The organism is Mycobacterium fragae (assembly GCF_002102185.1).
GTDB lineage: Bacteria > Actinomycetota > Actinomycetes > Mycobacteriales > Mycobacteriaceae > Mycobacterium > Mycobacterium fragae.
Map to the genome: position 1 here is coordinate 103,530 of NZ_LQOW01000008.1, position 22,809 is coordinate 126,338.

The window sequence follows — 22,809 nt, forward strand, 5'->3', positions numbered from 1 at the left end:
GAGCTATGTCGCAGTACTTGCAGGACAAGGTCATCATCGTGACCGGCGCAGCCAGCGGCTTCGGCAAGCTGATTTCGGAAAAGTGCGCCGCCGGTGGCGCGCGGGTCGTCGGTGTGGACGTCAACGCCGAAGGCCTGAACGAGGTTTTCGAGGGTATCTGGGCCGCGGGTTTCCAAGCCACCACGCATGTCGCAGACGTCGCCGACATGGTCCAGGTCAAGGCCGCGGCCCGACACGCCGTCGACACTTACGGCGCCATCGACGTGATTGTGAACAACGCAGGTGTGATGCCGCTGGCGTTCTTCGCCGACCACGAACGCGCCTGGGAGAGATGGCACAATGCGATCGACATCAACATCAAAGGCGTCGTGAACGGCATATCGGCCGTCTACGACACGATGATCGAGCAGGGCCGAGGCCACGTCGTCAACATTTCGTCCATCTACGGCAACGCCGGAACCGAGGGCTCCGGCGTCTACAGCGCCACCAAGGCGGCGGTGGACGTGCTCTCCGATTCGTTGCGGGTCGAGGCCCAGGGCAGGATCAAGGTGACCACGGTCAAGCCGACCGGTGTCCTGGGGACCAATCTCGCCAGCGGAGTCGTCAACGAAGCGGCGGCCGTCGGCATCGTCGGGCACAAAGCCGCTCAGTTCTTGGAGAACGTCGGCAACTTGCAGAACGGGGCCCTTCGATCCGAGCAGACCGACGTCGACTCGATGGAGTACTGGCTGATCACCCCGATGACCTGGCCGACGCGGTGGTGCACGTCATCGACCAGCCCTGGGGAATCAACATCAGCGACATCACGGTGCGGGCGAGCGGCGAGGACTACGTCTACTGACCCGTCTGCACGCGCCAGCTCGTTACGGCACGATGACGGTGCGGCTCACCGGTTCTGCGGCGGCTTGTCGGCTGTGGATACCTCGCTTGAGGGAAGCAAGCAGCGCATCACGCGTCTCGCGAGGGTCGATCAATTCGTCGAAACCCATGTGTTCGGCCGACCGGTACGACGCCTGCAGCTCCGCATTTCGCAGCTTGGCGGACAAGTCTTCGCCCGCGTGCGACGCGCGGCTCAGCGCCGCCGCGCTCATGGCACCCATCGTCGCGCCGGGATAGGCGAAAGTCGCCACCTGGTCGTCGAACCCCAACAGTGACATGACCATCGAGCCGAACCCGTAGGCCTTGCGCAGCGTGAGGTGCAGCTTCAAGGTGGTCGCCGCGGTCTGGGCGGCGAACATCCGCGCGCCGGCCCGCAGCACGCCCTCGCGCTCGGACCGGCTGCCCGGCAGCATGCCGGGGTTGTCGGCGAGGAAGACGATCGGCAGGTGAAACGAGTCGGCCACCATGATGAAGTGCGCCGCCTTGTCGGCGGCATCGGCGTCGATCGAGCCGGCCAGCACCTGGGGTTGATTGGCCACCACCGCTACCGGATGACCACCCAGATGGGCCAGCGCGCAGATGATCGCCTTGCCGAACTGCGGCTGAACCTCGAACCAATCCGGCCGATCGAAGATCACGTCGAGCACCGCGCGCATGTCATAGATGCGCCGGTTGTCCCGGGAGACGATGTCGAGCAACTCGGGCGTGGGCCGTGCTCCGCTCGTTTCGTCCGCGGGCAGCTGCGAGGGGTAGGACCAGGCGCTCGGCGGGAAGTACGACAGGTAGCGGCGAATGTCTTCCAGCACGGCCTCGTCATCTTCGGCGACGTTGTGAATCACCCCGCTGGGCAAAGCGACGTCCGGTCCGCCGAGGTCCTCCTTCGAAATATCTTCTCCGGTGGACTCTTTGACGACGGGAGGTCCGGCGGTGAAGATCGCGCCCTGCGCGCTCATGATCCGAAAGTCACACACCGGAGCCACCAATGCGCCGTGTCCCGCGGACGGGCCGAGCACCGCGGAGACGGTCGGAACCCTGCCTGAGCACCGCGTCTGGGCGAGCAGGTCGGTCGGGGTGCGTCCGTAGTGACCGCCGGTGGGACGAAAGCCGGCGCCTTCCAACAGCATCACCAGCGGAATTTTGTCGCGTAGCGCCAGTTCCGCGATGCGGTAGCGCTTGGAGTTGCCCCCGGGCCCGATGCTGCCGGCCATCGTGGTGAAATCCTCGGCGCCCACCATCACCGGCGAGCCGTTGACCACACCCGAGCCGACGACGATCCCGTCGGCCGCGATCTCGCCACCGACGAGCGTGCCGAGTTCGCGGAACGTGCCCGGGTCGAGGAGCCGGTTGATCCGCGCCCGGGCGTCGAGTTTGCCCTTGCCGCGGTGTTTGGCAAGCCGTTCGGGACCGCCCATCGCCCACGTGTGCTGGCGGCGACGGCCGAGGTCGTCGAGCGTCTCCTCCCAGTCGGGGGACTTTGTCATCCGCAGGTCCTCACTCGTCGGCCGACAGGTACCGAAGTGCTTACTGTAGCCTCTGCGAGAGGTGCGCGGCCACCGGCCATGCCACCAACGGAGGATGGAGCGCTGCGATGACAATCCGGTTGACGGTGGACGAGGCGTGGGAAGTAGTCGAATCGGCGCATACCGGGATTTTCACCACCCTGCGACGAGACGGAATGCCGATCGCGTTACCCGTGTGGTTTGTGGTCGAAGATCGCAGTATCGCGATGATGACGCCGGCCGGCACCAAGAAGATCGCCCGGATCCGGCACGATCCCCGGGCATCGTTCCTGGTGGAATCGGGAGAACGCTGGTCCGAGTTGCGCGGGGTCCACTTCACCGGACGTGTCGAGGTCGTCGAGGATACCGCGGCCACTTCCCGAATCGAGGCCACCGTCAACGCGAAGTACGCGGCGTTTCGCCCACCCGTCGCAAACCTGCCCGCGGCGACCCAGGCCTACTACGCGAAACAGGTATTTTTGCGCTTCGTGCCCGAGGGTCGAATTCTGACATGGGACAACGCCCGCATCGCGATGAAGCAGTCATAGCGAAGTAGCTGATGTCGCAGCGCTTTTGCCGTTGCGCGGCCGTCGGCATTGACCCTACCGAATAGCTTACTGTAACTTCTCGAGTATGACGCCCGGGCGCGGCCTCAAGATCGACGGGGGGATCTTCAGCGACCTTGCCCGCGTCCCCGCGCTGGCCGCCGATCTCGAGCAACAGGGCTACGACGGATGCTGGTCAGCAGAGACCAACCATGATCCGTTCCTGCCGCTGGCACTGGCCGCCGAGCACACGTCGAAAATCGAGCTCGGCACCAGCATCGCAGTGGCATTCGCCCGTAACCCGATGACAGTCGCCAACATTGGGTGGGACCTGCAGACCTACTCGCAGGGGCGGTTCATCCTCGGACTCGGCACCCAAATCAAGCCGCACATCGAAAAACGATTCAGCATGCCATGGAGTCATCCGGTTCGTCGCATGCGCGAATTCGTGCTGGCGCTGCATGCGATCTGGTCGGCGTGGAATGACGGTGCCAGGCTGCACTTCGAGGGCGAGTTCTATACGCACAAGCTCATGACGCCGATGTTCGCGCCTGAGCCGCAGCCGTTTTCCGCGCCGAAGATCTTCATCGCCGCGGTGGGCGAAGCGATGACCGAGATGTGCGGCGAGGTCGCCGACGGCATGCTCGGCCACGCGTTCACAACGAAGCGTTATCTCGAGGACGTGACCATGCCAGCCCTGCTGCGCGGCTTGCAGCGCTCCGGTCGGGATCGGCGCGAGTTCCAGCTGTCCTTCCCGATGTTCGTCGTGACCGGTGACACGGACGCTGAATTCGAAGCCGCCGCTGCCGCCACCCGCAAGCAGATCGCCTTCTACGGATCGACGCCCGCTTATCGCCGGGTACTCGAGCTGCACGGTTGGGGCGAATTGCAAACAGAACTGCACCGCCTCTCGCTTGAGGGCGCATGGGACACAATGGGCACGCTGATCGATGACGAGATGCTCGAGGCTTTCGCCGTTGTCGCGCCGGTCGACAAAGTCGCAGCCGCTCTGCGAAGCCGTTGCGACAGCGTTGTGGACCGCGTGCTGCCGGGCTTTGCGACCGCTTCCAAGGCCACCGTCACCGCCGTAATGCAAGAGTTGCGCCAGTAAGGAGCCGCCGATGAGCACGCCGACGATGGACGACGCCGCCAAGGTCCTTGCCGATCCGCTGGCGTATATCGACGAGCCGAAGTTGCATGCGGCACTGGCTCATTTGCGCGCCAACGCGCCGGTGTCCTGGGTCGAGGTTCCGAATTATCGGCCCTTTTGGGCAATCACCAAGCACGTCGACATCATGGATATCGAACGCGAGAACATGCTGTTCACCAACTGGCCGCGTCCGGTCCTGACGACCGCCGAAGGTGACGACCTGCAAGCCGCCACGGGGGTACGCACTCTGATCCACATGGATGACCCGCAGCACCGGGAGGTGCGGGCGATCGGCGCGGACTGGTTCCGCCCCAAGGCGATGCGGGCATTGAAGGCACGCGTCGATGAACTGGCCAAAATCTATGTCGACAAGATGGTGGCCGCCGGCCCCGAGTGCGACTTTGTGCAGGAGGTCGCGGTCAACCTCCCGCTCTACGTGATCATGTCGCTGTTGGGTGTCCCGGAGGCGGATTTCCCGCGCATGCTCAGGCTCACCCAGGAGTTGTTCGGCAGCGACGATGCTGAGTTCAAGCGAGGCACCACCACCGAGGACCAAACCGCGGTGCTGCTCGACATGTTCCAGTATTTCAGCGCGGTGACCGCGTCGCGGCGCGAACATCCAACCGAAGACTTGGCCTCGGCGATCGCCAATGCGCGCATCAACGGCGAGCCGTTGTCGGACATCGACACCGTGTCGTACTACCTCATCGTCGCTGCGGCCGGGCATGACACCACGAGCGCGACAATCTCCGGGGGCCTGCACGCTCTGATCGAAAACCCGGACCAGCTTGAGCGGCTGCGCAAAGATCCAGGATTGGTGCCGCTGGCCACCGAGGAGATGATCCGCTGGGCCACTCCGGTCAAGGCGTTCATGCGCACCGCCGCGGAGGACACCATGGTGCACGGGGTGCCGATCGCTGCGGGGGAGTCGGTGCTGTTGTCCTATGTGTCGGCCAACCGCGACGAGGACGTGTTCGAGGATCCATTCCGCTTCGACGTCGGCCGGGATCCCAACAAGCATCTGGCATTCGGGTACGGCGTGCATTTCTGCCTGGGCGCCGCGCTGGCACGCATGGAGGTCAACAGCTTCTTCAGCGAGTTGCTGCCTCGGCTGAAATCCATTGAACTGACCGGTGAGCCGCAGTTCACCGCAACGACATTCGTCGGCGGCCTGAAACACCTGCCGGTTCGATACTCATGCCGCTGAGTTTTCTTACGCTGGAGGGCAGGGCGAAGGGCACGGCCAGTATTCGTTCATTGGTTGGGCGAATTTGTCGTTGTTAGTGAGTCGGGAAAGTCCGAGGGCGTCCTCGATGGTGCGCAGCAGGCTGTAGTGGTTGTTGTAGTTCACGGCGACGATGTGGCCTTGGCGCATGCCGGAGTTCGGTGACGGGATCACGATCATGGGGACGTGGTTGCCTTCGTTGCCGATGCCCAGTGAGATGTTGTTGTAGTCCTCGTCCCACGTGATGAAGACGGCACTGGGCTCCGTTTGGAATGCGGGCGAGTTCAGGATCGTGGGCAGTGTTTCCGAGAGGAACTGGTCGCCGGCCTTGATGTTGTATTGATGATTGGTGAGCAGACTGATTATGAACTCGAGGTTGATCGGGCCTTCCATGTTGTGATCTTCGTCCGCAGCCCACCAGACGTAGTTCGGGGTGGTGGAGATGGAGGCGAGATCCGTGGCCATCCGCTGCAGCGGCAGCACGTGTGCCTGGCAGCGAGCGGTGTTGGAGACGATGTCGTGGAAGGCTAGAAATGGTAGCTCGCCGGGGGTGTAGGGACCCGAGGACTGCGTGAAACATGGTGAGGGCATGGATTGTTCGTAGGCGGCCCACCCCATACCCGCTCCCTCGATGTTGTCGGCCAGGTTGTGTTTGTCGAAGCAGTCCAGCTGGCAGTTGTAGTTGACGCCGAAGTCCGATCCGCCGAGGATCGGGTAGTAGTTCGGAAGACTGGGGTGGGTTTGGGCGTAGTAGTTCGACCCGTACCCGTAGTTGTCGATCAGGCCGTTGATGTAGGGCGCGTTGGGGCTGCCGACGATGTCTTTCACGCCATGGTTCTCGAGATAGATCATGAACACGTGCCTGAGGCGGCCGATTATCGACTGCGGTGGTGTGGGTGGCGGTGGGGCAGGCAGTGGTAGGCCGACGGTGAACGAGATGTTGTCGGCATAGGCGTTGTTGTAGTTCCCGATTTCCGTGTTGCGGTCTTTGAGGGTCACGACCACTTGTGCGCTGCGGGTGCCCGCCGGAATCGTCGCGATGGTCTGACGTTCGAGGAGCACAGTCCTCAACCGGCGATCGAGCAGAGTGACCGGGCCGATCTTGCCGGTGCCCAGTGGTGATTGGTGGTCCGCGGCCAAGAAGTTGACGGTGACCGACGCTTCGGACGGATCTGTGTTGAAGCCTCCGAGCCATCCGCTCAGCCTGTAGGGCACAGTGCCGCTGTCGATCTGGGCCGCCGCCTGCGGACTGGACAGGTCGACGATTTGGGTGAGCGTGGCTGAGGCCACATTTCCACCGCCAAAGAACTGTACGCCGCCGTCCGGGGGCCCGTTCTGAGAGCGCGGAAACGCGAAGGGCGCAGGCAGAGTTGGGGGCGGCGACCCGAGCGGCCACGACGGACGGCGCGGGGTGCCGTACTTGATCACGGTCGGTGTGCCGGTGACGGCCCAGCCCGGGATGGTTACCGAACTGTATCCCGACAGTGACGGGTCGCCGAACTCGGCGCCAGGGTTGAGCAGCAGGTTCGGGCTCTCAACGGCTGCTCCCGACGCGGGCGCGGTGTCCGGTGGAATGGCCAACAGGACGAGTGCCCCGACCGCACTCGCCACACGGCGAAAACGACTGAGCATCAAGCAATCACCTTTGCGGTTGACGCGCTTTACGCGTTTGCTCCGTCGATGGTGACCCATGACACGCGATCCACCCAGATTGTTGTGTGAATTGACACTCAGCAGTTGCCGTTTAGTGACTTTCGTGATGTGTTGGCGCCAGAAGTCATCTGCTAAAGCAGTCAAGTCGACTGCGCAGCCGATCGTTGTTGTGCCACAACGTAATCGTCGTGCTAACGGCTCAGCTCGTAGTGCAGAGTAGGTGTGCGCATGATCTTGTGCGCAAGCCGGACCAGAAGCCGCTGTAACAGCGGGTACTTGCTGTCGATCAGCCGCCCCGCCGCCTTCGACTCCTCGCCGGACAGCAGCCGGGCGCGCGCCGTCATAACCGGGCCCTCGGTTGGCTTGCCGGACCATGTGCAGGGCCGGACCCGGACCTCGGGGAAGTTGCGCAGCCGCTTGTTCTTCGACGCTCGTCCGGGGGTGCGGAAGTAGGCACGGTCTCCCTCTACTGCAATGTTGACCGGAGTGTCCACCCAGCTGCCGTCGCGTTTGCGGGTCTGAAGCAGAACGACTTTCTCTGCGTCGAGCTGTTGCGGGTTCAGTGGAATTTGCTCGGTCATTTCAGCACTCCCTATGTCGAGGTCCGATTGCGAGGCGGGGTTGACCTCAGCCGGCAGCGCTCGATGAGGATCTGCGCCAGCAGGCAGGGTTCGCTGATCATCAGATCGTGGCAGGTGTCGACTGGGATGAGCGTCTGCACGCCGCCGAGAGCGGCAATGCTGCGAAGCTGTGTGCGCCGGAAAAGCGCGTGATCGCGCAGCGTCAGGATCCAGGTCCGTGGAACCTCCTCCGGCAAGTCGCTGCGATCGACCAGTTCGGTGATGATCGTCGCGGCCTCGGGGTGCATCCGGGACAACGTGAATCGGCGCTGCGCGCGGTTCATGCCGTTGCAAAACAGCATGGCGCTGATCACATTCGGCGTCGTCTCGGGAGGTTTCCTCAGCCGGACCGCTCGACGCACATACCATGCCAACGGCCCAGCGAGTGCGTCGACGATCGCCGTTCCTTGTGCCAGCAGGCATGACGCCGCCAATATCATCTCCCGCACGCGCGCGGACCCCAATTTGGCCACGATCCCGGGCACCGCTATCCCGGCGAGCGAGTGGCCGACGACGATCATCTCGTCGAACCCCGCGCCCTCGATCTGCGTTACGGCGGATCGCACGCAGTCGGCAATGGTGACCGTGGTCAGGTCCCCGGGCGTGGCGCCGTGGCCGGGCATGTCCACCGCCAGGACCCGCAGATCCGGGGCCTGCCGATGTAGTTCTTCCACGGTGAGGTCCCAGCAATCCGCCGAGTGTTCACCGCCGTGGACGAGAACCAGAGCAGGTGATTCCACGCTTGTCCTCCACCTAAAACCCTAAAATCGCATCATTACAAAAATCGCGCACGGAAGATGCGGGAGCAAGCTTGTGTCAGGTATTCATCATGCCGCGATCTGCACCGCCGACGTCGAGCGGTCGATAAGGTTTTGGCGCGACGGGCTGGGATTCGCTGAGCTGTTCGACCACACCTTCACCGGTGATTGGCCAGAATTGTTCGGCGCCAAGACCGATTCGCTGCGTTCGATATTCTTGGGCGATCCGCAAACCCCCGACACCGGCATCGTCGAGCTCGTGGTCTTCGAGGGAGCCGCCGATGCGCCGGCACCGGCGGCGGCGCCCCGTCATGGGTTCTTCCTGCTGTCCTTGCAGCGTGACGTCGACGCCACGCTGTCGGCCTTGGCCGCTTTGGGTTTCACCGACGGTGTTCGTCGCATCAACATGCCTGCGCCCTCCGGCGCAACGGTCCCGATGGCGGTGATCACTGCGCCGGACGGGGTACTCGTTGAGCTGATCGGATCGCCGGCATGACAGCGGTAGTGACCGGGGGCGCGTCGGGGATCGGGGGGAGCGTCGCCGGCCGGTTGCGCGACGCGGGCCATGACGTTGTGGTGTGGGACCAGGCCGGCGGCGAGATTCACTGCGATATCAGCGATCCGGATGCGGTGTCGGCTGCGATGAGCCAGACGGTGCGCGAGCACGGGACCCCCACCCGTGTGGTGGCCTGCGCCGGCATCGGCGCATCCGGCACGCTGCTGGCGCAATCGCCCGCACAGTGGCAGCGCGTGCTGGCGGTCAACCTCACCGGCACCTGGCTGACGATGCGGGCCGCCGCGCAAGCGATGATCGATGCCGGCACGGGCGGATCGATCGTCGGGGTTTCCAGCATCAGCGGAACGATCGCCGACCGGGATATGGGCGCGTACTGCGTGTCCAAGGCCGGGGTGGACATGCTTGTCAAGGTCGCTGCCGTGGAATGGGGTAGCTACGGCATTCGGGTGAACGCGGTCGGTCCGGGGGTCACCCGAACACCGATGTTGGCCGAGGCGGAGAAACTGCCCGGCTGGGTGGAGGGCTTGTGCGAGCGCACGCCGTTGGGCCGACTGGGCGAGGCGGCAGACGTGGCCGCCGCCATCGTTGGCGTTCTCGAACTGCCCTGGGTCACAGGACAAGTCGTGCACGCTGATGGCGGTTTGGCCCTACACAGCCCGATCGACGCTTACGGACAGATGCAGCGGCTCATGGGCCCACCCCGAAATCGATGACACCGCGGACGATTTCACCATTGAGCAGGTCAGCGTAGGCGTCGTTGATGTCATCGAGACGATAACGTTTGGTGATCATCTCATCGAGCAGCAGTTGACCGCTCTGATAGAGACCGGCCAGCCGGTAGATGTCAGCCTTGGGGTTGCAGGAGCCGAACACCGTGCCCGCCAAGGTTTTGTTCATCAGGATGAAGTCCTGCAGGTCGAGATTGACCGATCGGGTGGTTTGCGCAGTCATGCCGGTGAGCACACATGTCCCGCCCTTGCGGGTGAGCTGCAACGCGCTGCGGACGTCGTCAGCGCTGATCAACGACGGCGAAACAACGACCGCGTCGGCCATCACCCCGAAAGTCAGGCCACGCACCAGATCAAGCGCGTCGTCGACGGTTGCGGTGCTATGGGTGGCGCCGAACCGCAGCGCCGATTTCTGTTTGAATTCCACTGGGTCGACGGCCACGATCTGCGCGGCACCGTTGATCTTCGCGCCCTGGATTGCGCCGGTACCGATACCGCCGGCTCCGATGACGACGACGGTGTCACCGCCGCGCACGCCGGCCCGATTGGCGGCCGAACCGTACCCCGTGGGAATGGCGCACGACAACAGCGCGCTGGGCAGTAGCGGCAGATCCGCCTCGATTTTCACCAGTGAATTCGTCGATACCACAGTATGTTCGGCAAATGCCCCGATCTTAGAGATGTGACCCAGCGGTTTGCCGTCGACGGTGTGATGGCGAAATGTGCCATCGGTTGGCATTCCCGGCGTCAGGGTGCCGATGCCGGCATCGCAGAGGTACTCCATGCCGGTTGCGCACCAGCGACAGCCGCCGCAAACGGCCACGAACGACATCACCACGTGGTCACCCGGCTCGAAATCGGTGACGCCGGCGCCGACTTGGCGCACAATGCCGGAACCCTCGTGGCCGCCGATCGTCGGGAACATGGTGGGCAGACCAAGCGAGCGCATGACCTCGTTGGGCGCCGCCAGGTCACCCTTCAGGATGTGGTCGTCGGAGTGGCACAACCCTGCGGCGGCCATTTCGACGAGCACCTCGCCGGCGCGCGGTGGATCGAGTTCGAATTCCTCGACAGACCACGGGCTGCCGACGTCGTGCAGGATGGCCGCGCGGCTTTTCATGCGGCGGGTGTGAAGGTGACCGGAAGCTTGTTGGGCGACCGGAACGTCAGTCCGACAATTCTGGGAGCCTCTCCCGAACCGTCGTCGGTAACCAGGGCCAAGTTGGCGAGGCGGTCCAGCAGGCTGTTCAGGATCACCCGGGTCTCCAGCCGGGCCAAATGCATACCCAGGCACATGTGGATACCGCCGGCGAATGCGATGTGTGCCTGTCGCGGCCGGCGGATGTCGAACGTGTTCGGATCATGCCAGCGGGTTTCGTCGCGGTTGGCCGAGCCCATACACAAGTCGATCTGTGAACCGGAAGGTATTGTCTTGCCGCCGATTTCGACATCTTCGGTGGTCGTGCGCACGACCGTGGTGAGTGGTGTCTCGTAGCGCAACCCCTCCTCGATCGCTGCGGGAATCAGCGACCGGTCAGCGTAGAGCAGCGCTAACTGCTCGGGGTGGCTCAACAGCAGGTAGAGCAGATTACCCGACGAGCGGTAGGTGGTTTCCAATCCGGCCGGGAGCAGCAGCCGCAAAAACGAGATGATGGCCTCGTCGGTGAGCCTCTCGCCGTCGATCTCCGCGGCGACCAGATCGCCGATGATGTCGTCTGTCATTTTCCGGCGTCGCTGCTCGACCTGGTTCAGGAAATAGCTCTGTAACTCGATCGACGCGTTCAAGCCCGCCTCGATGTCGGTCGGAATCGAGATGAGGTCAAGGGATAGCCGCCGGAATAGATCCAGGTCTTCGCGCGGCAGCCCGAGCAGCGTGGCGATGATCCGCGTCGGGAATTCGAACGTCACGGCCTTCACGAGGTCGGCTGTGCGAGAGTGTTTGATTTCATCGACCAACTGATTGCAGACCGGCCCGATGACCGCCGGTTCCCATCGCTCCAGCGCGGTGGCGCGAAATGCCTTGGCTACCAGGCTGCGATGATCGTGATGTTCCTTACCGCCCATCGCCAGGATGGTGTGGCCCATGACCAATCCGATCGTCTGGTCGTAGGCGTGCGAGCTGAAGATCCGGTCGTCGCGGAAGCTCTGGAAGACGTCGTCGTAGCCGAACAGCACCCATTCATCAGCCGGCTTCAGTTCCGGCGGGAGTTGCGAATTGTCCATGAGGGCACCGTGCCAAACCGGCTCGGTGTGCCTTTTGTATTCGAAGAACGGGTACGGACTGGTTTCACCCGTGAAGTCGAGGGTGACGGATTGGCCGTGCGGGTCGGTGCTGATCGTCACCAGCATCCCTCCTGAGCAAAGGGGATTCGTCCGGGGTTGAATCTCGCTATCATAATATAAATAGCAACGAAGACCAACCGTCTTGTAGCGGTTACCGTAACGCGCACGGTATTGACCTGGACTATTGTCGGAGAATGGTGAGCGACGGGGGCGTACTTGTTTCGCGGCACGCTCGGGGAGGTGGCCAATGACGACCGAGACGAATCGCGTACGGCCCCAAGGGCTTAGTCGCATCGACCCGGCGCTGCGCGATGCCGCAGCCGCGCTGGAAATCGCTGAGTACCGTGCCGAATCACTTCCCGACGAGCGTGAGCGCGCCAATCGGCTGGCTGCCGAGCGCGCTGCGGCCGCCGATACCGCCGGCGTGGTGATCGAAGACCGCACCATCACCGGTGCAGGTGATCGGCGGTTGGGTCTACGGCTGTACCGCGGTCCGGTTGAGTCCGCGGCGCCGGTGGTGCTCTATGCCCATGGCGGCGGCTTCGTGACCGGGAACCTGGACACCGACCACCCGCAATGCGTGGACTTGGCCCGCGGGGCCGGCTGCCTCGTGGTGTCGGTCGATTACCGGCTGGCGCCCGAACGTCCTTGCCCGGCCGCGCTTGACGACGTCGAGGCGGCCTTGCGCTACGCCGTTGAGAACAGCGCCGAGCTTGACGCGGACGCCAGCCGGGTTGTGGTGATGGGCCGGGACGCGGGCGCTGCACTGGTCGCAGCGCTGGCCCAGCGCATGTTCGACGTCGAGGGTCCGCCGATCCTGGTGCAGATCCTGCACCAGCCGATGCTCGACTCCGACGCGACCCCGTCGCGCCGCGAATTCCAGCGCACGCCGGGCCTCAACGGCCCCGCCGTCAGTCGGGCGTGGGCACATTACCTCGGCCACAGCGCCGCGACCGCTCATCACGTGCCGGCGCATCGGGCGAACCTGGAGGGGCTACCGCCGGCTTTCATCAGCTGTGCGGAGATCGACCCGTGCCGCGACGAAGCCATCGATTACGCGAACCGGTTGCTGCACGCCTACGTGCACACGGAGCTGCATGTCGTCGCGGCGACGTTTCACGGGTTCGATTCGGTGGTGCCGGATTGGGTTGTCTCGCGGGAAAGCGCCGCGCTGCATGCTCAGGCGCTCTGCCGCACGTTCGCTTTTTAGCGCTGCCAGCGCGAGCGTGTAATCACGGCGAGATCTGCGCGATTTTTTCGCCATGAGCGCACGTTGGGCTCAGACCGGGTCGAACTTGGTGATCAACCACTTGTCCTGGACCTTGGTCAACGACACCAGCACACTGCTCGCCGCCATCGCCGGATCGGGCCGGTCTTTGCTAATCGTGGTCTCGTCGAGGAAGACCAGCACGACCGCCGAATCGCGGTGTAGTTCGGACACCCCGGCACCCTTGACTTGAACGGTTGTCGCCACATTCTTGCCCTTAACCGCCGGCGCCACGACGTCGCGGATGCGCTTCTCATAGTCGTTCAGGAAATCCCCGGTGAGATGGGTTTTGGCTGCTGTCACGTCCTGGTCCAGGGTTTCCGACTTGTACGACAGCAGCGCGGTCATGCCATCTTGCGCCGCGGTGGTCGCCGCATGGGCGGCCGCGGGGTCGGTCTGCACATCAGGTCGGTACCGAGAGAAGTACAGCCAAACTGCCAGCCCGCCGGAGAGCACAAGGAGCAGCACCAAAACCACCGGGACGGCCTTGACGTGCGGCCAGGGCGCGACCTTGCCTCTTTGGTGCTCTGCGGCCTTGTCGATCTGCATCTCGCCAGTCGACTCGGCTTTGTCGTCGGTGCTCATATCACATACTCGATCTTCGAGATCTTCATCTGATCACCATCTCGAGCCACCGACACCCGGAACCGAAACGGCCGCAGGTCGTCTTTCGCGCCTGCGATGTTGGTGATGCGCTCATTAGCCAAGACCAGAACAACGGCGGAATCCCTATCCATCGACTCGACCGCCGCTGCCACCACGTTTCCGGTGGTGACCGCTTTGGAGTCCTGGACCACCGAAGCGAAATCGTCTGCGCGCCGCTGGAAGTCGTCCCTGAATTCACCGGTGGCATTGTCGAGTATCCGCTGCACACCTTCCTTGGCTTTGTTGAAGTCCAGCGAGGTTAGGTTGATTACCTCTTGCTTGGCGGCAGCGACGAACGCCGCGGATCGTTGCCGGTCCGCAACCGCGCGCTGGTGATGCCACAACATCCATCCGCTGGCCCCGAGCAGAGCACAGATGGCCGCGATAGTCGCGGCCGCAAGGATGGTGCGGATCTTGAGCGCACGCCACCGCCGGGGGGCCGGCTCTGGAGTCTCGGGCGTCTCGGGCGTCTCGGTCCCGGTATCGGGGGTTTCGGCAACCGCCGTGCTCGCCTCGTCGGCCTCCTTGGCCTGCGCTTCCCGCCGCAATCTGATGGCCCGAGCGCGTGCACGCGCGGCAGCAGCCAGAGCTTCGGCCTCGGCGGCTTCCGCCTCGGCTTCCTCGGCCAACGCGATCGCGTCGACCTCGGGCTTTGCGGCGTCCTTCGGCCGGTTCTCCGCCTCAGGCATGGCGACTGCGGCTTGTGACGGTCATTATCGACTGAACTCCGGTATCTCTTACTGTATTGCTCATTGCTACCATCGAAGGCACCAGCGAAGCTCGACTGGGAACCAATCGGACGGATGAATCAGGACACGCGAACCTCATCCGCAAGGGCGAAGGAAGGCCGTGGCCAACTCATGACTGCCGTCGATTCTCCCGAAAAGATACTCTTCGCCTCCACCACCCAAGCATTTCTTCAAAAAGAGGTTCCGCTGGGCCGGGTGAGGGAGTTGCATGCGGCGGGCGTGTCCTTCGACCCGGCGTGGTGGCGCCGCGCGGCTGAGCTGGGGTGGACGGGCCTGCTGGTGCCCGAGGACCTGGGTGGCGGCAGCGTCTCGGGTGACGGCGTCGCCGATCTGGCCATGGTCGCCGAACAACTGGGGAAGACCGTGGCGCCCGGGCCGCTCTACCCCGTCAGCACCGTGCTCGCCGCCCTCGTGGAGTGCGGCGAGCCGGCCAGCCACGCGGCCGTGATCGAGTCGCTGGTCTCCGGCGAGACCGTGGCCTCGTGGGCCGTCTACGAGCCGGGCCGGGGATGGGCGCCACATGAATCATCAGTGACGGCTACCCCGACCGACTCCGGCTACCGCATCGAGGGCGTCAAAGATCGTGTCGAGGCGGGCGCCCAGAGCGGCCTGCTGTTGGTGGTGGCGCAAGCCGACGACGGTATGCGCCAGTTCCTGGTGCCGACCGACGCAACCGGTGTGCGAGTCGAGCCGCAGCAGTCGATCGATCTGGTCAAGCAATACGCGCGTGTGCATTTCGACGGTGTGGACGTCGAACACGGCGCGGCCGTCGGCAGCGCCGCCGAGACCGCCGGACTCATCGATCGCCAAAGCCAAATCGCTCAGGTACTGCAGTGCGCCGAGGTGGTCGGGATCCTGCAGACGGTGTTCGACTTCACCGTTCAGTGGGCGCTTGACCGGCACACGTTCGGCCGGCCACTGGCGTCCTACCAAGCGCTCAAACACCGCTTCGCCGATATGAAAATGTGGCTGGAGGCGTGCCGGGCGACGACGGCCGCGGCGGTCGCCGCCGTCGGCGCCCGTTCGGCCGACGCCGGTTTGTCGGCCAGCATCGCCAAGTCATACGTGGGGGAAATGGCGCCCGAGATCGTCCAGGGCTGTGTGCAAATGCACGGCGGCATCGGCGTCACCTGGGAACACGACCTGCATCTCTACCTGCGTCGAGTTGCGTTGTACCGCTCCATGTTCGGCACCCCGGAAGAGCACAACCTGCGGGTGTACGCCTGGCAGGAGGCAGGGAAGCAAGCCCCGAGGTCGGCCTGATGACCGAGGTCGAGCTGACACCCGCCGTCGAGTCCATCGACCAATTCCGCGCGCGGGCGCGGGCCTGGCTGGCCGACAACATGCCGCCGATCGACCCCGCATTTCCCCCGGCCGCCCATCGCGACGAGGAACGGTGTTGGCAGCGGGCTCGCGAACTGCAAAAGCGGCTCTATGAAGGCGGATTCGGGGGCATCTGCTTTCCCCGCGAGTACGGCGGTCTGGGTCTGGATTACGAGTATCAGAAGGCCTTCGACGAGGAGAGCTTCACCTATGAGATGCCCCTGATTCTCAACACGCCGACGTTCACGATCTGTTGTGCGACGTTGCTGGACACGGCTAGCGAGGAGCAGAAGCGCCAGCACATCGGCGCGGCGCTGCGGGGCGAGGAGGTGCTGGTCCAGCTGTTGTCCGAGCCCAGCGGGGGGTCGGATCTGGCGGGTGTGATCACCCGCGCCGAGCGCCATGGCGACCGCTGGGTGATCAACGGCGCAAAGACGTGGAGCACAAGCGCATTCGCTGCGGACTACGGTCTGTGCCTGGCCCGCACCAACTGGGATGTGCCCAAGCACGACGGCCTGACCATGTTCTTGGTGCCGATCAAGCATCCCGGAATGACGTTGCGGCGCATCACCCAGCTGAACGGCTCGACCGAGTTCTGCGAGGAGTTCCTCGATGGTGTCGACGTCGGCGACGACGCAGTCGTGGGCGAGGTCAACGGCGGATGGGCGGTGGCGTCACGCCAGCTCTACCACGAGCGCCGAGCGGTCGGGCAGGGATCGGAATTCGCCAGCGGCAGCGGCAGCGAGGGCGGCCGGTCAACGCCGGTCGACTACGCGGCGTTGGCCGCAAAGACCGGGCAAGCCGACAGTGAGCGGGTTCGGCAGCTGGCCGGGCGGGCACTGGTCCACCGCGCCGTCAGCGACCAACTGGGCGACCATGTCTATCGCAGCGTGCGCGACGGCACGCTCCCGCCCGCGGCGGGAACGCTCATCCGGCTCTTCCACGCCGAGACCGTGACCCTGGAGATGGACACTGGGCTGGCGATCACCGGAACGGCCGGAGTCGTCGGCGCGCAAGGGGAGGGGCTCGAGACCGGTCTGCGATACCTGGCCCGGCAGACAGTTTGCATGGGCGGTGGCACCACCGAGATGGCCCGCAACGTCATCGGCGAGCGGGTGCTGAACTTCCCTCGCGAGTACGCCGCCGACCGCGGTGTGCCGTTCAGTCAGGTCCGGCACGGTAAGTGATGGTGGCCGGGCACGGCCCGGCGAACACCGCTAGAGGATCGCGCCGCTGTCTTTGGCCTTGGCGATGTCATCCCAGTCGTAGCCCAGCTCCAGCAGAATCTCCTCGGTGTGCTGGCCGTGTTCGGGCGCGCGTGTCGGGCCGGGCGGTGTTTCGTCGAACTGCACCGGGGCGGCGACCATTTGGTACTCAACGCCCTGGTCGTCGGCGTTTGTGATCAGGTAGCCGTTGGGTTTGCTCTGCGGGTCGTTGAGCGCCTCCCGCGGCGTGGCGAGCGGTGCCCACACGCCCGGCTCGTCGGCCAGTGCCTGTCGCCAGTGCTCCAGGTCGTCCTCGGCGAACTTGGCAGCGACCAGCGCAGTCGCTTCTGCGGCGTTGGCGATCAGGTTCGACGACGGCACGAAGCGCTCGTCGGCCGCCAGTTCAGGCAACCCGATCCGCTGACAGAACCCCGCCCAGAACTTGTCGGGCTGCAGGAAGACCAGCTGGATCCATCGGTCGTCCTTGGTTTTGTATCGGTTGACCAATGGGTTGATCGCCAATCCGGGCGGGGCCCCCGGGATGCCGTCGATACCGAACAGGTCGGCGACCGAGATTGACGGCGCGATGCTCCACATCGCCTGGGCCAGTAGCGAGGAGTCAACAATCGTCGGCTCGCCCGTGCGCTCGCGGTGGAACAGCGCTGCGCAGACGCCGCCGGCCAACGTGACTCCCGCCTGCAGGTCGCCGAACGCCGGGCCTTGGACCGCCGGGTTTTCGCTGCCAAACGGCGTGAGCGTGTACGCCACGCCGCCGCGGGCCAAATAGGTGGCGGCGTCGAAGCCGCCCCGGTCACGGTCGGGGCCGCGCACTCCCAGCCCCGTTCCGCGGGCGATGATGATGTTCGGGTTGAACGCGCGGATCTCCTCGACCGTCAGGCCCGCTCGTTCCAGCGCTGCCGGCAGCCAGTTGGTGAGCAGTACGTCCGCATTGGCGAGCAGTCGCCCGAAGAACTCGCGGCCCGTCTCGCTCTTGAGATCCAATGCGATGCTGCGTTTTCCGCGATTGCTCAGCTCGAGGATGAAGTCGGTATCAGCCCGCGCCGCCTGCCTGGTGAACCCCCCGATGACGAGGGCTCGGCCCGGGTCACCGCCGACCACGCTCTCCACCTTGATGATCTCGGCGCCCCAGTCCGCCAGGGCGACACCGGCGGCGGGCACATAGGTCCACGAAGCCAGCTCGACGACTCGGACGCCACTGAGCACGCCTGGCATCTGTCTGCCCACCCTTCGTCGGCTGTGTCTTTTCTATTTTAGGTAATCTAGATAGTATAAAAATCCGTCAGGCTATACCGCAACGGCGCAGCGCCGTGGAAGAGAAGGCAAATTGCGGCACTTGTCCCGAATGGCTTTGAGCCCCAAAGTAAGTCGCACTGTTGACGACACCAGGGAGGACCGGCTATGGGCAGGGTAGCGGGCAAAGTGGCGGTGGTCAGCGGAGCCGCGCGGGGCCAGGGGCGCTCGCATGCGCGGATGCTCGCCGCCGAGGGCGCCGACATCATCGCGGTGGACTTGTGCGCCGACATCGAGACCAACGAATACTCGCTGGCCCGGCCCGAGGACCTCGACGAAACCGCCCGGCTCGTCGAAAAGGAGGGCCAGCGCGTTTTCACCGAGATCGCCGACGTTCGGGACCGGGTGGCGCTATCGGCGGCGATCGACCGTGGGGTCGCCGAGTTCGGGCATCTCGACGTCGTCGTCGCCAACGCGGGCATCTGTCCGCTGACCGCCGGCCTACCTCCCCAGGCATTCGCCGACGCGGTGGACGTGGACCTCGTCGGCGTGATCAACCTCGTGCACGCGAGCCTCAAACACCTGCAGGCCGGCGCATCGATCATCGTGATCGGATCCAATGCGGCATTCATGTCGTCGATGAATACCACCGGCATCGACGGCGGTCCCGGAGGAGCCGGATATGCCTTCGCGAAAGTCGTTGCCGCGCACTACGTCAACGACTTCGCGCTGGCGTTGGCTCCGTTCTTCATCCGAATGAACGCGGTGCACCCGACCAACGTCAACACCGACATGTTGCACAGCGCGCCGATGTACCGGGCCTTCCGGCCAGACCTGAAGAACCCCACCCGCGAGGACGCCGAACCGGTTTTCCCGGTAGTCCAGGCCATGCCGATTCCCTACGTCGAACCCGAGGACATCAGCGAGGCCGTGGTGTTTCTGGCCTCCGACGCCGCCCGCTACATCACCGGCCAGCAGCTCCGCGTCGACGCCGGCGGCTTCCTCAAGGTGAAGCTCTGGTCGGGCGGGTGAAATTCAATCAATTGAACTGCGCCCGAGCCACAATGGAGAGGTAAGTATGGCCAAAGGGATCATCTACCTGGAGACGATGCCGGTGTCGCCGGACCGCGAAGACGAGTACCACAAGTGGTACAACGACACGCACCTGGCCGAGATCTGCTCGGTCGACGGGATCGTCTCGGCGCGCCGCTTCGCGCCTACCGACGGAAAGGGCCCGTTCATTGCGATCTACGAGCTCGACAGCGACGACCTCGACGGGGTGGTCCAGCGGCTCGGGGAGCTGGGTGCCAGCGGCAAGATGTCGTCGCTGGAGCTGCTCGACATGGAAACGCCGCCGATTCCGAAGGTCTACCGCGAGATCGGGTCTTACACAAAGTGACTGCCGCGGATGTGTCTGGAGACGTCCGAACGCGCATCTACGCGCTGATGGTGCTGATGAAGGCCGCCGACGACCGGCTGTCCAAGGGCATCAGCACCGGGGAGTTCATGTGCGTGTACTGGCCGTCGCGCGGGCAGGAAGCCGTTGCCGCCGCGATGGGCGTCTCGCTGCGGCCCGATGACCAGTTGGTGACGACCTACCGCGGCCTGCACGATCTCATCGGCAAAGGCGTCCCGCTCGAGGAGATCTACGGCGAGATGATGGGACGCACCGTCGGCGCCGGCCGCGGCAAGGGCGGCACCATGCACATCGCCAACCCCGGCAAGGGTGTGATGCTCTGCACCGGAATCGTCGGCGCCGGACCACCGGTGGCCGTTGGGTTGGCAATGGCCGCCAGGCGCAAGGGACTCGACCGCGTCACCGTGGTCAGCTTCGGCGACGGCGCCACCAACACCGGCTCGTTTCACGAGGCAGCCAACATGGCCGCGCTGTGGGATCTCCCGATGGTCTTCGTATGTCAGAACAACCTCTATGCGGAGATGACGCCGACCGCCGACACCATGAAGCTCGAGCGCGTCGCCGATCGGGCGGCCGGCTACGGCATGCCGGGTGTCCGCGTCGACGGCAACGACCCGCTGGCGGTGAAATCGGCGCTCGACGACGCATTGCGGCGTGCGCGCACCGGCGACGGGCCCACCTTCATCGAGTGCGTGACGTTCCGCTTCCGCGGCCACTACTTCGGCGACCGGATGCCCTACATCCCCAAGGATCAGCTGGCCGCGGCGATGGAAGCCGACCCGGTGCCGCGATTCCGCCGCCACCTCGTCGACGCCGGGGTCTGCAGCGAAGACGAACTCAACCGCATCGACAACGAAGCCCTGGCGACGGTGGAATCTGCTTTGGAGACGGTCATGAGCGCCGACTCTCCATCGGTCGAGGAGCTCGAACGCGACGTCTACGCAAGCCCGATCAAGTTTCCTGTTTGAGGCCGCGACATGGACGAGAAAGAGATGACGATGCGCGAGGCGCTGAACCTCGCACTCGATCAAGCCCTGGAGGCCGACGACAGGGTGTTTCTGCTCGGTGAGGACATCGCCGATCCCGGTGCGTCGGGCCCGACGGCAGGACTGTCGACGAAATACGGCCATGACCGCGTCCTGGATACGCCCATCTCGGAGGCCGCGATCGTCGGCGCTGCGATCGGCGCCGCGATCGACGGGCTGTTGCCGGTTGCCGAAATCATGATCATGGACTTCATCGGCATCGCCGCCGATCAGCTGATCAACAACGCCGCAAAGCTGCGATTCATGACCGGTGGGCGTACCAGTGCGCCGATCACCATCCGCACGCAGGTTTATGCCGGGCTGGCGACCGGTGCCACGCACTCGCAAAGCCTGGAGGCGTGGTTCATGCACATTCCCGGGATGAAGGTGATCGTGCCGTCCACCCCGCGCGATGGCAAAGGCCTACTGACTTCGGCGATCTTCGACGAGGACCCGTGCCTGTTCGTCGAGACGATCCGTCTGCAAGGTAAGAAGGGCAATGTCCCTGTGGAAGCCGGGTTCTCAATTCCCCTCGGCCACGCCGACATCAAGCGGCCGGGCAGCGACGTGACGCTGATCGGCTATGGGCGTAGCGTGCATGAGGCGTTGGACGCGGCGGCCACGCTGGCCGACCAAGGCGTGAGCGCCGAAGTCGTCGACCTGCGCACCCTGGTGCCCCTCGACGTCGAGACAATAGTCGAGTCGGTGCGTCGTACCCGCCGGGCGGTCGTTGTGCACGACGCGGTCCAATTCGCCGGCCCCGGAGCAGAAATCGCCGCGATTCTGCAATCCGAACTGTTCGGCCACCTCGCCGCGCCCGTCGAACGGGTGGGCGCCAGGTTCGTCCCCAACCCGGCGGCGGCCGCGCTCGAGGCTCAAGTTTACCCGTCGGCGGCGCGGATCACAGCAGCAGCGCAACGTACCCTTGAGGCAGTGAAAGTCGATGACTGACTTTGTCATTCGCATTCCGCGCGTCTCGGTGGCCGTCTCCGAAGCCGAGCTCACGGAGTTTCTTGTGGCCGCCGGCGATCACGTCGAGGAAGGCACGCCGATCTATGTGATCGCCACTGAGAAGGCCGAACAGGAAATCGAAGCGGGAGCGTCGGGCACCGTCCAGTGGACGGGCCAGATCGGGACCACCTACGACATCGGCGCCGAAATCGGCGTCATCACTTCGTAACGAAAGGTAAAGCTTATGGATCTCAACGAGACCCGCGAGAGAATCATTTACGAAAAAGAAGGCCCAATCGCCCGGATCACGCTGAACTGGCCCGAGAAGGCCAACGCCCAGGACCAGAAGCTGGCCGAAGAAGTCGACGCCGCGCTGGCCGACGCCGACCGCGACTACGACATCAAGGTGCTGATCCTCAAAGCCAACGGAAAAGGCTTCTGCTCGGGACACGCGATCGGCAACAATGCGGTCGACTACCCCGAATTCGTCGAGGGTGCAAAGGTCATGGGCACGCCATGGAAGCCGCAGACCGACCTGTTCGTCAAGCCGGTGCTGAACCTGTGGGAGTTCTCCAAGCCGACGATCGCGCAGGTGCACGGCTACTGCGTCGGCGGGGGCACCCACTACGGGCTGACCACCGACATCGTCATCGCTTCGGAGGACGCCTATTTCCAATACCCGCCGCTGCAGGGATTCGGCATGCCGTCCGGCGAGTGCTCGATTGAGCCATGGGTCTTCATGAACTGGCGGCGCGCGGCCTACTACCTGTACCTGGCCGAAGTCATCGACGCGAAAAGGGCGTTGGAGGTCGGTCTGGTCAACGAGGTGGTCCCGCGTGAGCAACTCAACGACCGCGTCGAGGCCATCGCCCGCCATATCGCCCAGGCGCCGATGACGACGCTGCTGGCGACCAAGGCCAACCTCAAACGGGCCTGGGAGCTGATGGGCATGCGAGTGCACTGGCAGAGCTCCAACGACCTCGTCGCGCTCGCGTCGATCAGCAAGGATGTGCAGCAGCTGATTCAGCAGGTGTTCAAGGACAAGGTGCTGCCGTCCGAGCAAGCCCGCCGCCAGGCCGCCGCGGCTTCCTCGACCGACGGCGCCGCAACTTAGGTCTT

The 22,809-nt window shown here is 64.5% G+C and carries 23 protein-coding genes and 1 pseudogene; 15 read left to right on the forward strand and 9 right to left on the reverse strand.

From position 1 onward, the window contains the following. Window positions 1–5 precede the first annotated feature (5 nt). A pseudogene (locus AWC06_RS05920) lies at window positions 6–841 on the forward strand (SDR family oxidoreductase). Window positions 842–863: 22 nt separating this feature from the next. Here AWC06_RS05920 and AWC06_RS05925 read toward each other — a convergent pair. Beyond that, window positions 864–2,360, reverse strand: coding sequence for an acyl-CoA carboxylase subunit beta (locus AWC06_RS05925; protein ID WP_085195340.1), 1,497 nt, complete (start codon window positions 2,358–2,360; stop codon window positions 864–866). Window positions 2,361–2,467: 107 nt separating this feature from the next. Here AWC06_RS05925 and AWC06_RS05930 point away from each other — a divergent pair, with 107 nt between their 5' ends. From AWC06_RS05930 to AWC06_RS05940, 3 genes are all read left to right on the forward strand, one after another. Continuing rightward, the gene (locus tag AWC06_RS05930; protein ID WP_085195342.1) at window positions 2,468–2,926 is read left to right on the forward strand and encodes a pyridoxamine 5'-phosphate oxidase family protein; all 459 of its coding nucleotides are present in this window, start codon (window positions 2,468–2,470) and stop codon (window positions 2,924–2,926) included. An 85-nt stretch (window positions 2,927–3,011) separates the two neighbouring features. Then, a complete protein-coding gene (locus AWC06_RS05935) occupies window positions 3,012–4,034 on the forward strand; it encodes an LLM class F420-dependent oxidoreductase (RefSeq protein ID WP_085195343.1) in 1,023 nt (340 codons plus the stop codon). Between the two features lie 25 nt (window positions 4,035–4,059). After that, window positions 4,060–5,280: a cytochrome P450 gene (locus AWC06_RS05940; protein ID WP_085195441.1), complete on the forward strand. Its 1,221-nt coding sequence runs from the start codon at window positions 4,060–4,062 to the stop codon at window positions 5,278–5,280. Between the two features lie 6 nt (window positions 5,281–5,286). Here AWC06_RS05940 and AWC06_RS05945 read toward each other — a convergent pair whose 3' ends face one another. The 3 genes from AWC06_RS05945 to AWC06_RS05955 all read right to left on the reverse strand — a co-directional run bounded on the left by AWC06_RS05945 (window position 5,287) and on the right by AWC06_RS05955 (window position 8,311). After that, window positions 5,287–6,930: an alkaline phosphatase family protein gene (locus AWC06_RS05945; RefSeq protein ID WP_085195345.1), complete on the reverse strand. Its 1,644-nt coding sequence runs from the start codon at window positions 6,928–6,930 to the stop codon at window positions 5,287–5,289. Window positions 6,931–7,142: 212 nt separating this feature from the next. Beyond that, the gene (locus tag AWC06_RS05950; RefSeq protein WP_085195347.1) at window positions 7,143–7,532 is read right to left on the reverse strand and encodes a PPOX class F420-dependent oxidoreductase; all 390 of its coding nucleotides are present in this window, start codon (window positions 7,530–7,532) and stop codon (window positions 7,143–7,145) included. A gap of 11 nt (window positions 7,533–7,543) precedes the next feature. Continuing rightward, window positions 7,544–8,311, reverse strand: coding sequence for an alpha/beta fold hydrolase (locus AWC06_RS05955; protein WP_085195349.1), 768 nt, complete (start codon window positions 8,309–8,311; stop codon window positions 7,544–7,546). 73 nt (window positions 8,312–8,384) lie between these two features. Here AWC06_RS05955 and AWC06_RS05960 point away from each other — a divergent pair, with 73 nt between their 5' ends. Both AWC06_RS05960 and AWC06_RS05965 read left to right on the forward strand, forming a co-directional pair. Next, complete coding sequence (locus AWC06_RS05960) at window positions 8,385–8,825, forward strand: VOC family protein (protein WP_169715301.1); 441 nt, start codon at window positions 8,385–8,387, stop codon at window positions 8,823–8,825. Further along, complete coding sequence (locus tag AWC06_RS05965; protein ID WP_085195353.1) at window positions 8,822–9,559, forward strand: SDR family NAD(P)-dependent oxidoreductase; 738 nt, start codon at window positions 8,822–8,824, stop codon at window positions 9,557–9,559. The genes AWC06_RS05960 and AWC06_RS05965 overlap by 4 nt, the downstream gene beginning before the upstream one ends. Here AWC06_RS05965 and AWC06_RS05970 read toward each other — a convergent pair. Together AWC06_RS05970 and AWC06_RS05975 are read right to left on the reverse strand one after the other, a co-directional pair. Continuing rightward, the gene (locus AWC06_RS05970) at window positions 9,534–10,694 is read right to left on the reverse strand and encodes a Zn-dependent alcohol dehydrogenase (protein ID WP_085195355.1); all 1,161 of its coding nucleotides are present in this window, start codon (window positions 10,692–10,694) and stop codon (window positions 9,534–9,536) included. The genes AWC06_RS05965 and AWC06_RS05970 overlap by 26 nt on opposite strands. After that, complete coding sequence (locus AWC06_RS05975) at window positions 10,691–11,923, reverse strand: cytochrome P450 (protein WP_264480035.1); 1,233 nt, start codon at window positions 11,921–11,923, stop codon at window positions 10,691–10,693. Before AWC06_RS05975 ends, AWC06_RS05970 begins: the two co-directional genes overlap by 4 nt. A gap of 181 nt (window positions 11,924–12,104) precedes the next feature. Between AWC06_RS05975 and AWC06_RS05980 the strand changes: the two genes are divergently transcribed. Next, a complete protein-coding gene (locus tag AWC06_RS05980) occupies window positions 12,105–13,067 on the forward strand; it encodes an alpha/beta hydrolase (protein WP_085195357.1) in 963 nt (320 codons plus the stop codon). 69 nt (window positions 13,068–13,136) lie between these two features. On the opposite strand, the gene AWC06_RS05985 is transcribed toward AWC06_RS05980, so the two are convergent. After that, a complete protein-coding gene (locus tag AWC06_RS05985) occupies window positions 13,137–13,709 on the reverse strand; it encodes a hypothetical protein (protein ID WP_085195359.1) in 573 nt (190 codons plus the stop codon). Continuing rightward, a complete protein-coding gene (locus tag AWC06_RS05990; protein ID WP_085195361.1) occupies window positions 13,706–14,458 on the reverse strand; it encodes a hypothetical protein in 753 nt (250 codons plus the stop codon). Before AWC06_RS05990 ends, AWC06_RS05985 begins: the two co-directional genes overlap by 4 nt. Before the next feature lie 171 nt (window positions 14,459–14,629). Here AWC06_RS05990 and AWC06_RS05995 point away from each other — a divergent pair, with 171 nt between their 5' ends. Continuing rightward, entirely contained in the window at window positions 14,630–15,781 is a 1,152-nt protein-coding gene (locus AWC06_RS05995; protein ID WP_085195363.1) for an acyl-CoA dehydrogenase family protein, read from the forward strand. After that, a complete protein-coding gene (locus AWC06_RS06000) occupies window positions 15,781–17,028 on the forward strand; it encodes an acyl-CoA dehydrogenase family protein (protein ID WP_085195365.1) in 1,248 nt (415 codons plus the stop codon). The genes AWC06_RS05995 and AWC06_RS06000 overlap by 1 nt, the downstream gene beginning before the upstream one ends. Window positions 17,029–17,058: 30 nt before the next feature. Here AWC06_RS06000 and AWC06_RS06005 read toward each other — a convergent pair whose 3' ends face one another. After that, a complete protein-coding gene (locus tag AWC06_RS06005; protein ID WP_085195367.1) occupies window positions 17,059–18,279 on the reverse strand; it encodes a CaiB/BaiF CoA transferase family protein in 1,221 nt (406 codons plus the stop codon). A 186-nt stretch (window positions 18,280–18,465) separates the two neighbouring features. Between AWC06_RS06005 and AWC06_RS06010 the strand changes: the two genes are divergently transcribed. From AWC06_RS06010 to AWC06_RS06035, 6 genes are read left to right on the forward strand one after another with little or no spacing between them, the layout of a single operon-like run. Beyond that, on the forward strand, window positions 18,466–19,329 hold the full coding sequence (locus AWC06_RS06010; RefSeq protein WP_085195369.1) for a mycofactocin-coupled SDR family oxidoreductase: 864 nt from the start codon (window positions 18,466–18,468) through the stop codon (window positions 19,327–19,329). Between the two features lie 46 nt (window positions 19,330–19,375). After that, window positions 19,376–19,696, forward strand: coding sequence for a DUF4286 family protein (locus tag AWC06_RS06015; protein ID WP_085195371.1), 321 nt, complete (start codon window positions 19,376–19,378; stop codon window positions 19,694–19,696). 47 nt (window positions 19,697–19,743) lie between these two features. Further along, window positions 19,744–20,682 (forward strand): thiamine pyrophosphate-dependent dehydrogenase E1 component subunit alpha, encoded by a 939-nt coding sequence (locus tag AWC06_RS06020; protein ID WP_085195444.1) that lies wholly within the window; start codon window positions 19,744–19,746, stop codon window positions 20,680–20,682. A 9-nt stretch (window positions 20,683–20,691) separates the two neighbouring features. After that, a complete protein-coding gene (locus tag AWC06_RS06025; protein ID WP_085195373.1) occupies window positions 20,692–21,690 on the forward strand; it encodes an alpha-ketoacid dehydrogenase subunit beta in 999 nt (332 codons plus the stop codon). Then, window positions 21,683–21,919 carry a biotin/lipoyl-containing protein gene (locus AWC06_RS06030; RefSeq protein ID WP_085195375.1) on the forward strand — a complete coding sequence of 79 codons (237 nt, stop codon included), beginning with the start codon at window positions 21,683–21,685 and terminating at the stop codon, window positions 21,917–21,919. Before AWC06_RS06025 ends, AWC06_RS06030 begins: the two co-directional genes overlap by 8 nt. Before the next feature lie 15 nt (window positions 21,920–21,934). Next, window positions 21,935–22,804, forward strand: coding sequence for an enoyl-CoA hydratase-related protein (locus tag AWC06_RS06035; protein ID WP_085195377.1), 870 nt, complete (start codon window positions 21,935–21,937; stop codon window positions 22,802–22,804). The last annotated feature ends 5 nt before the right edge of the window (window positions 22,805–22,809 follow it).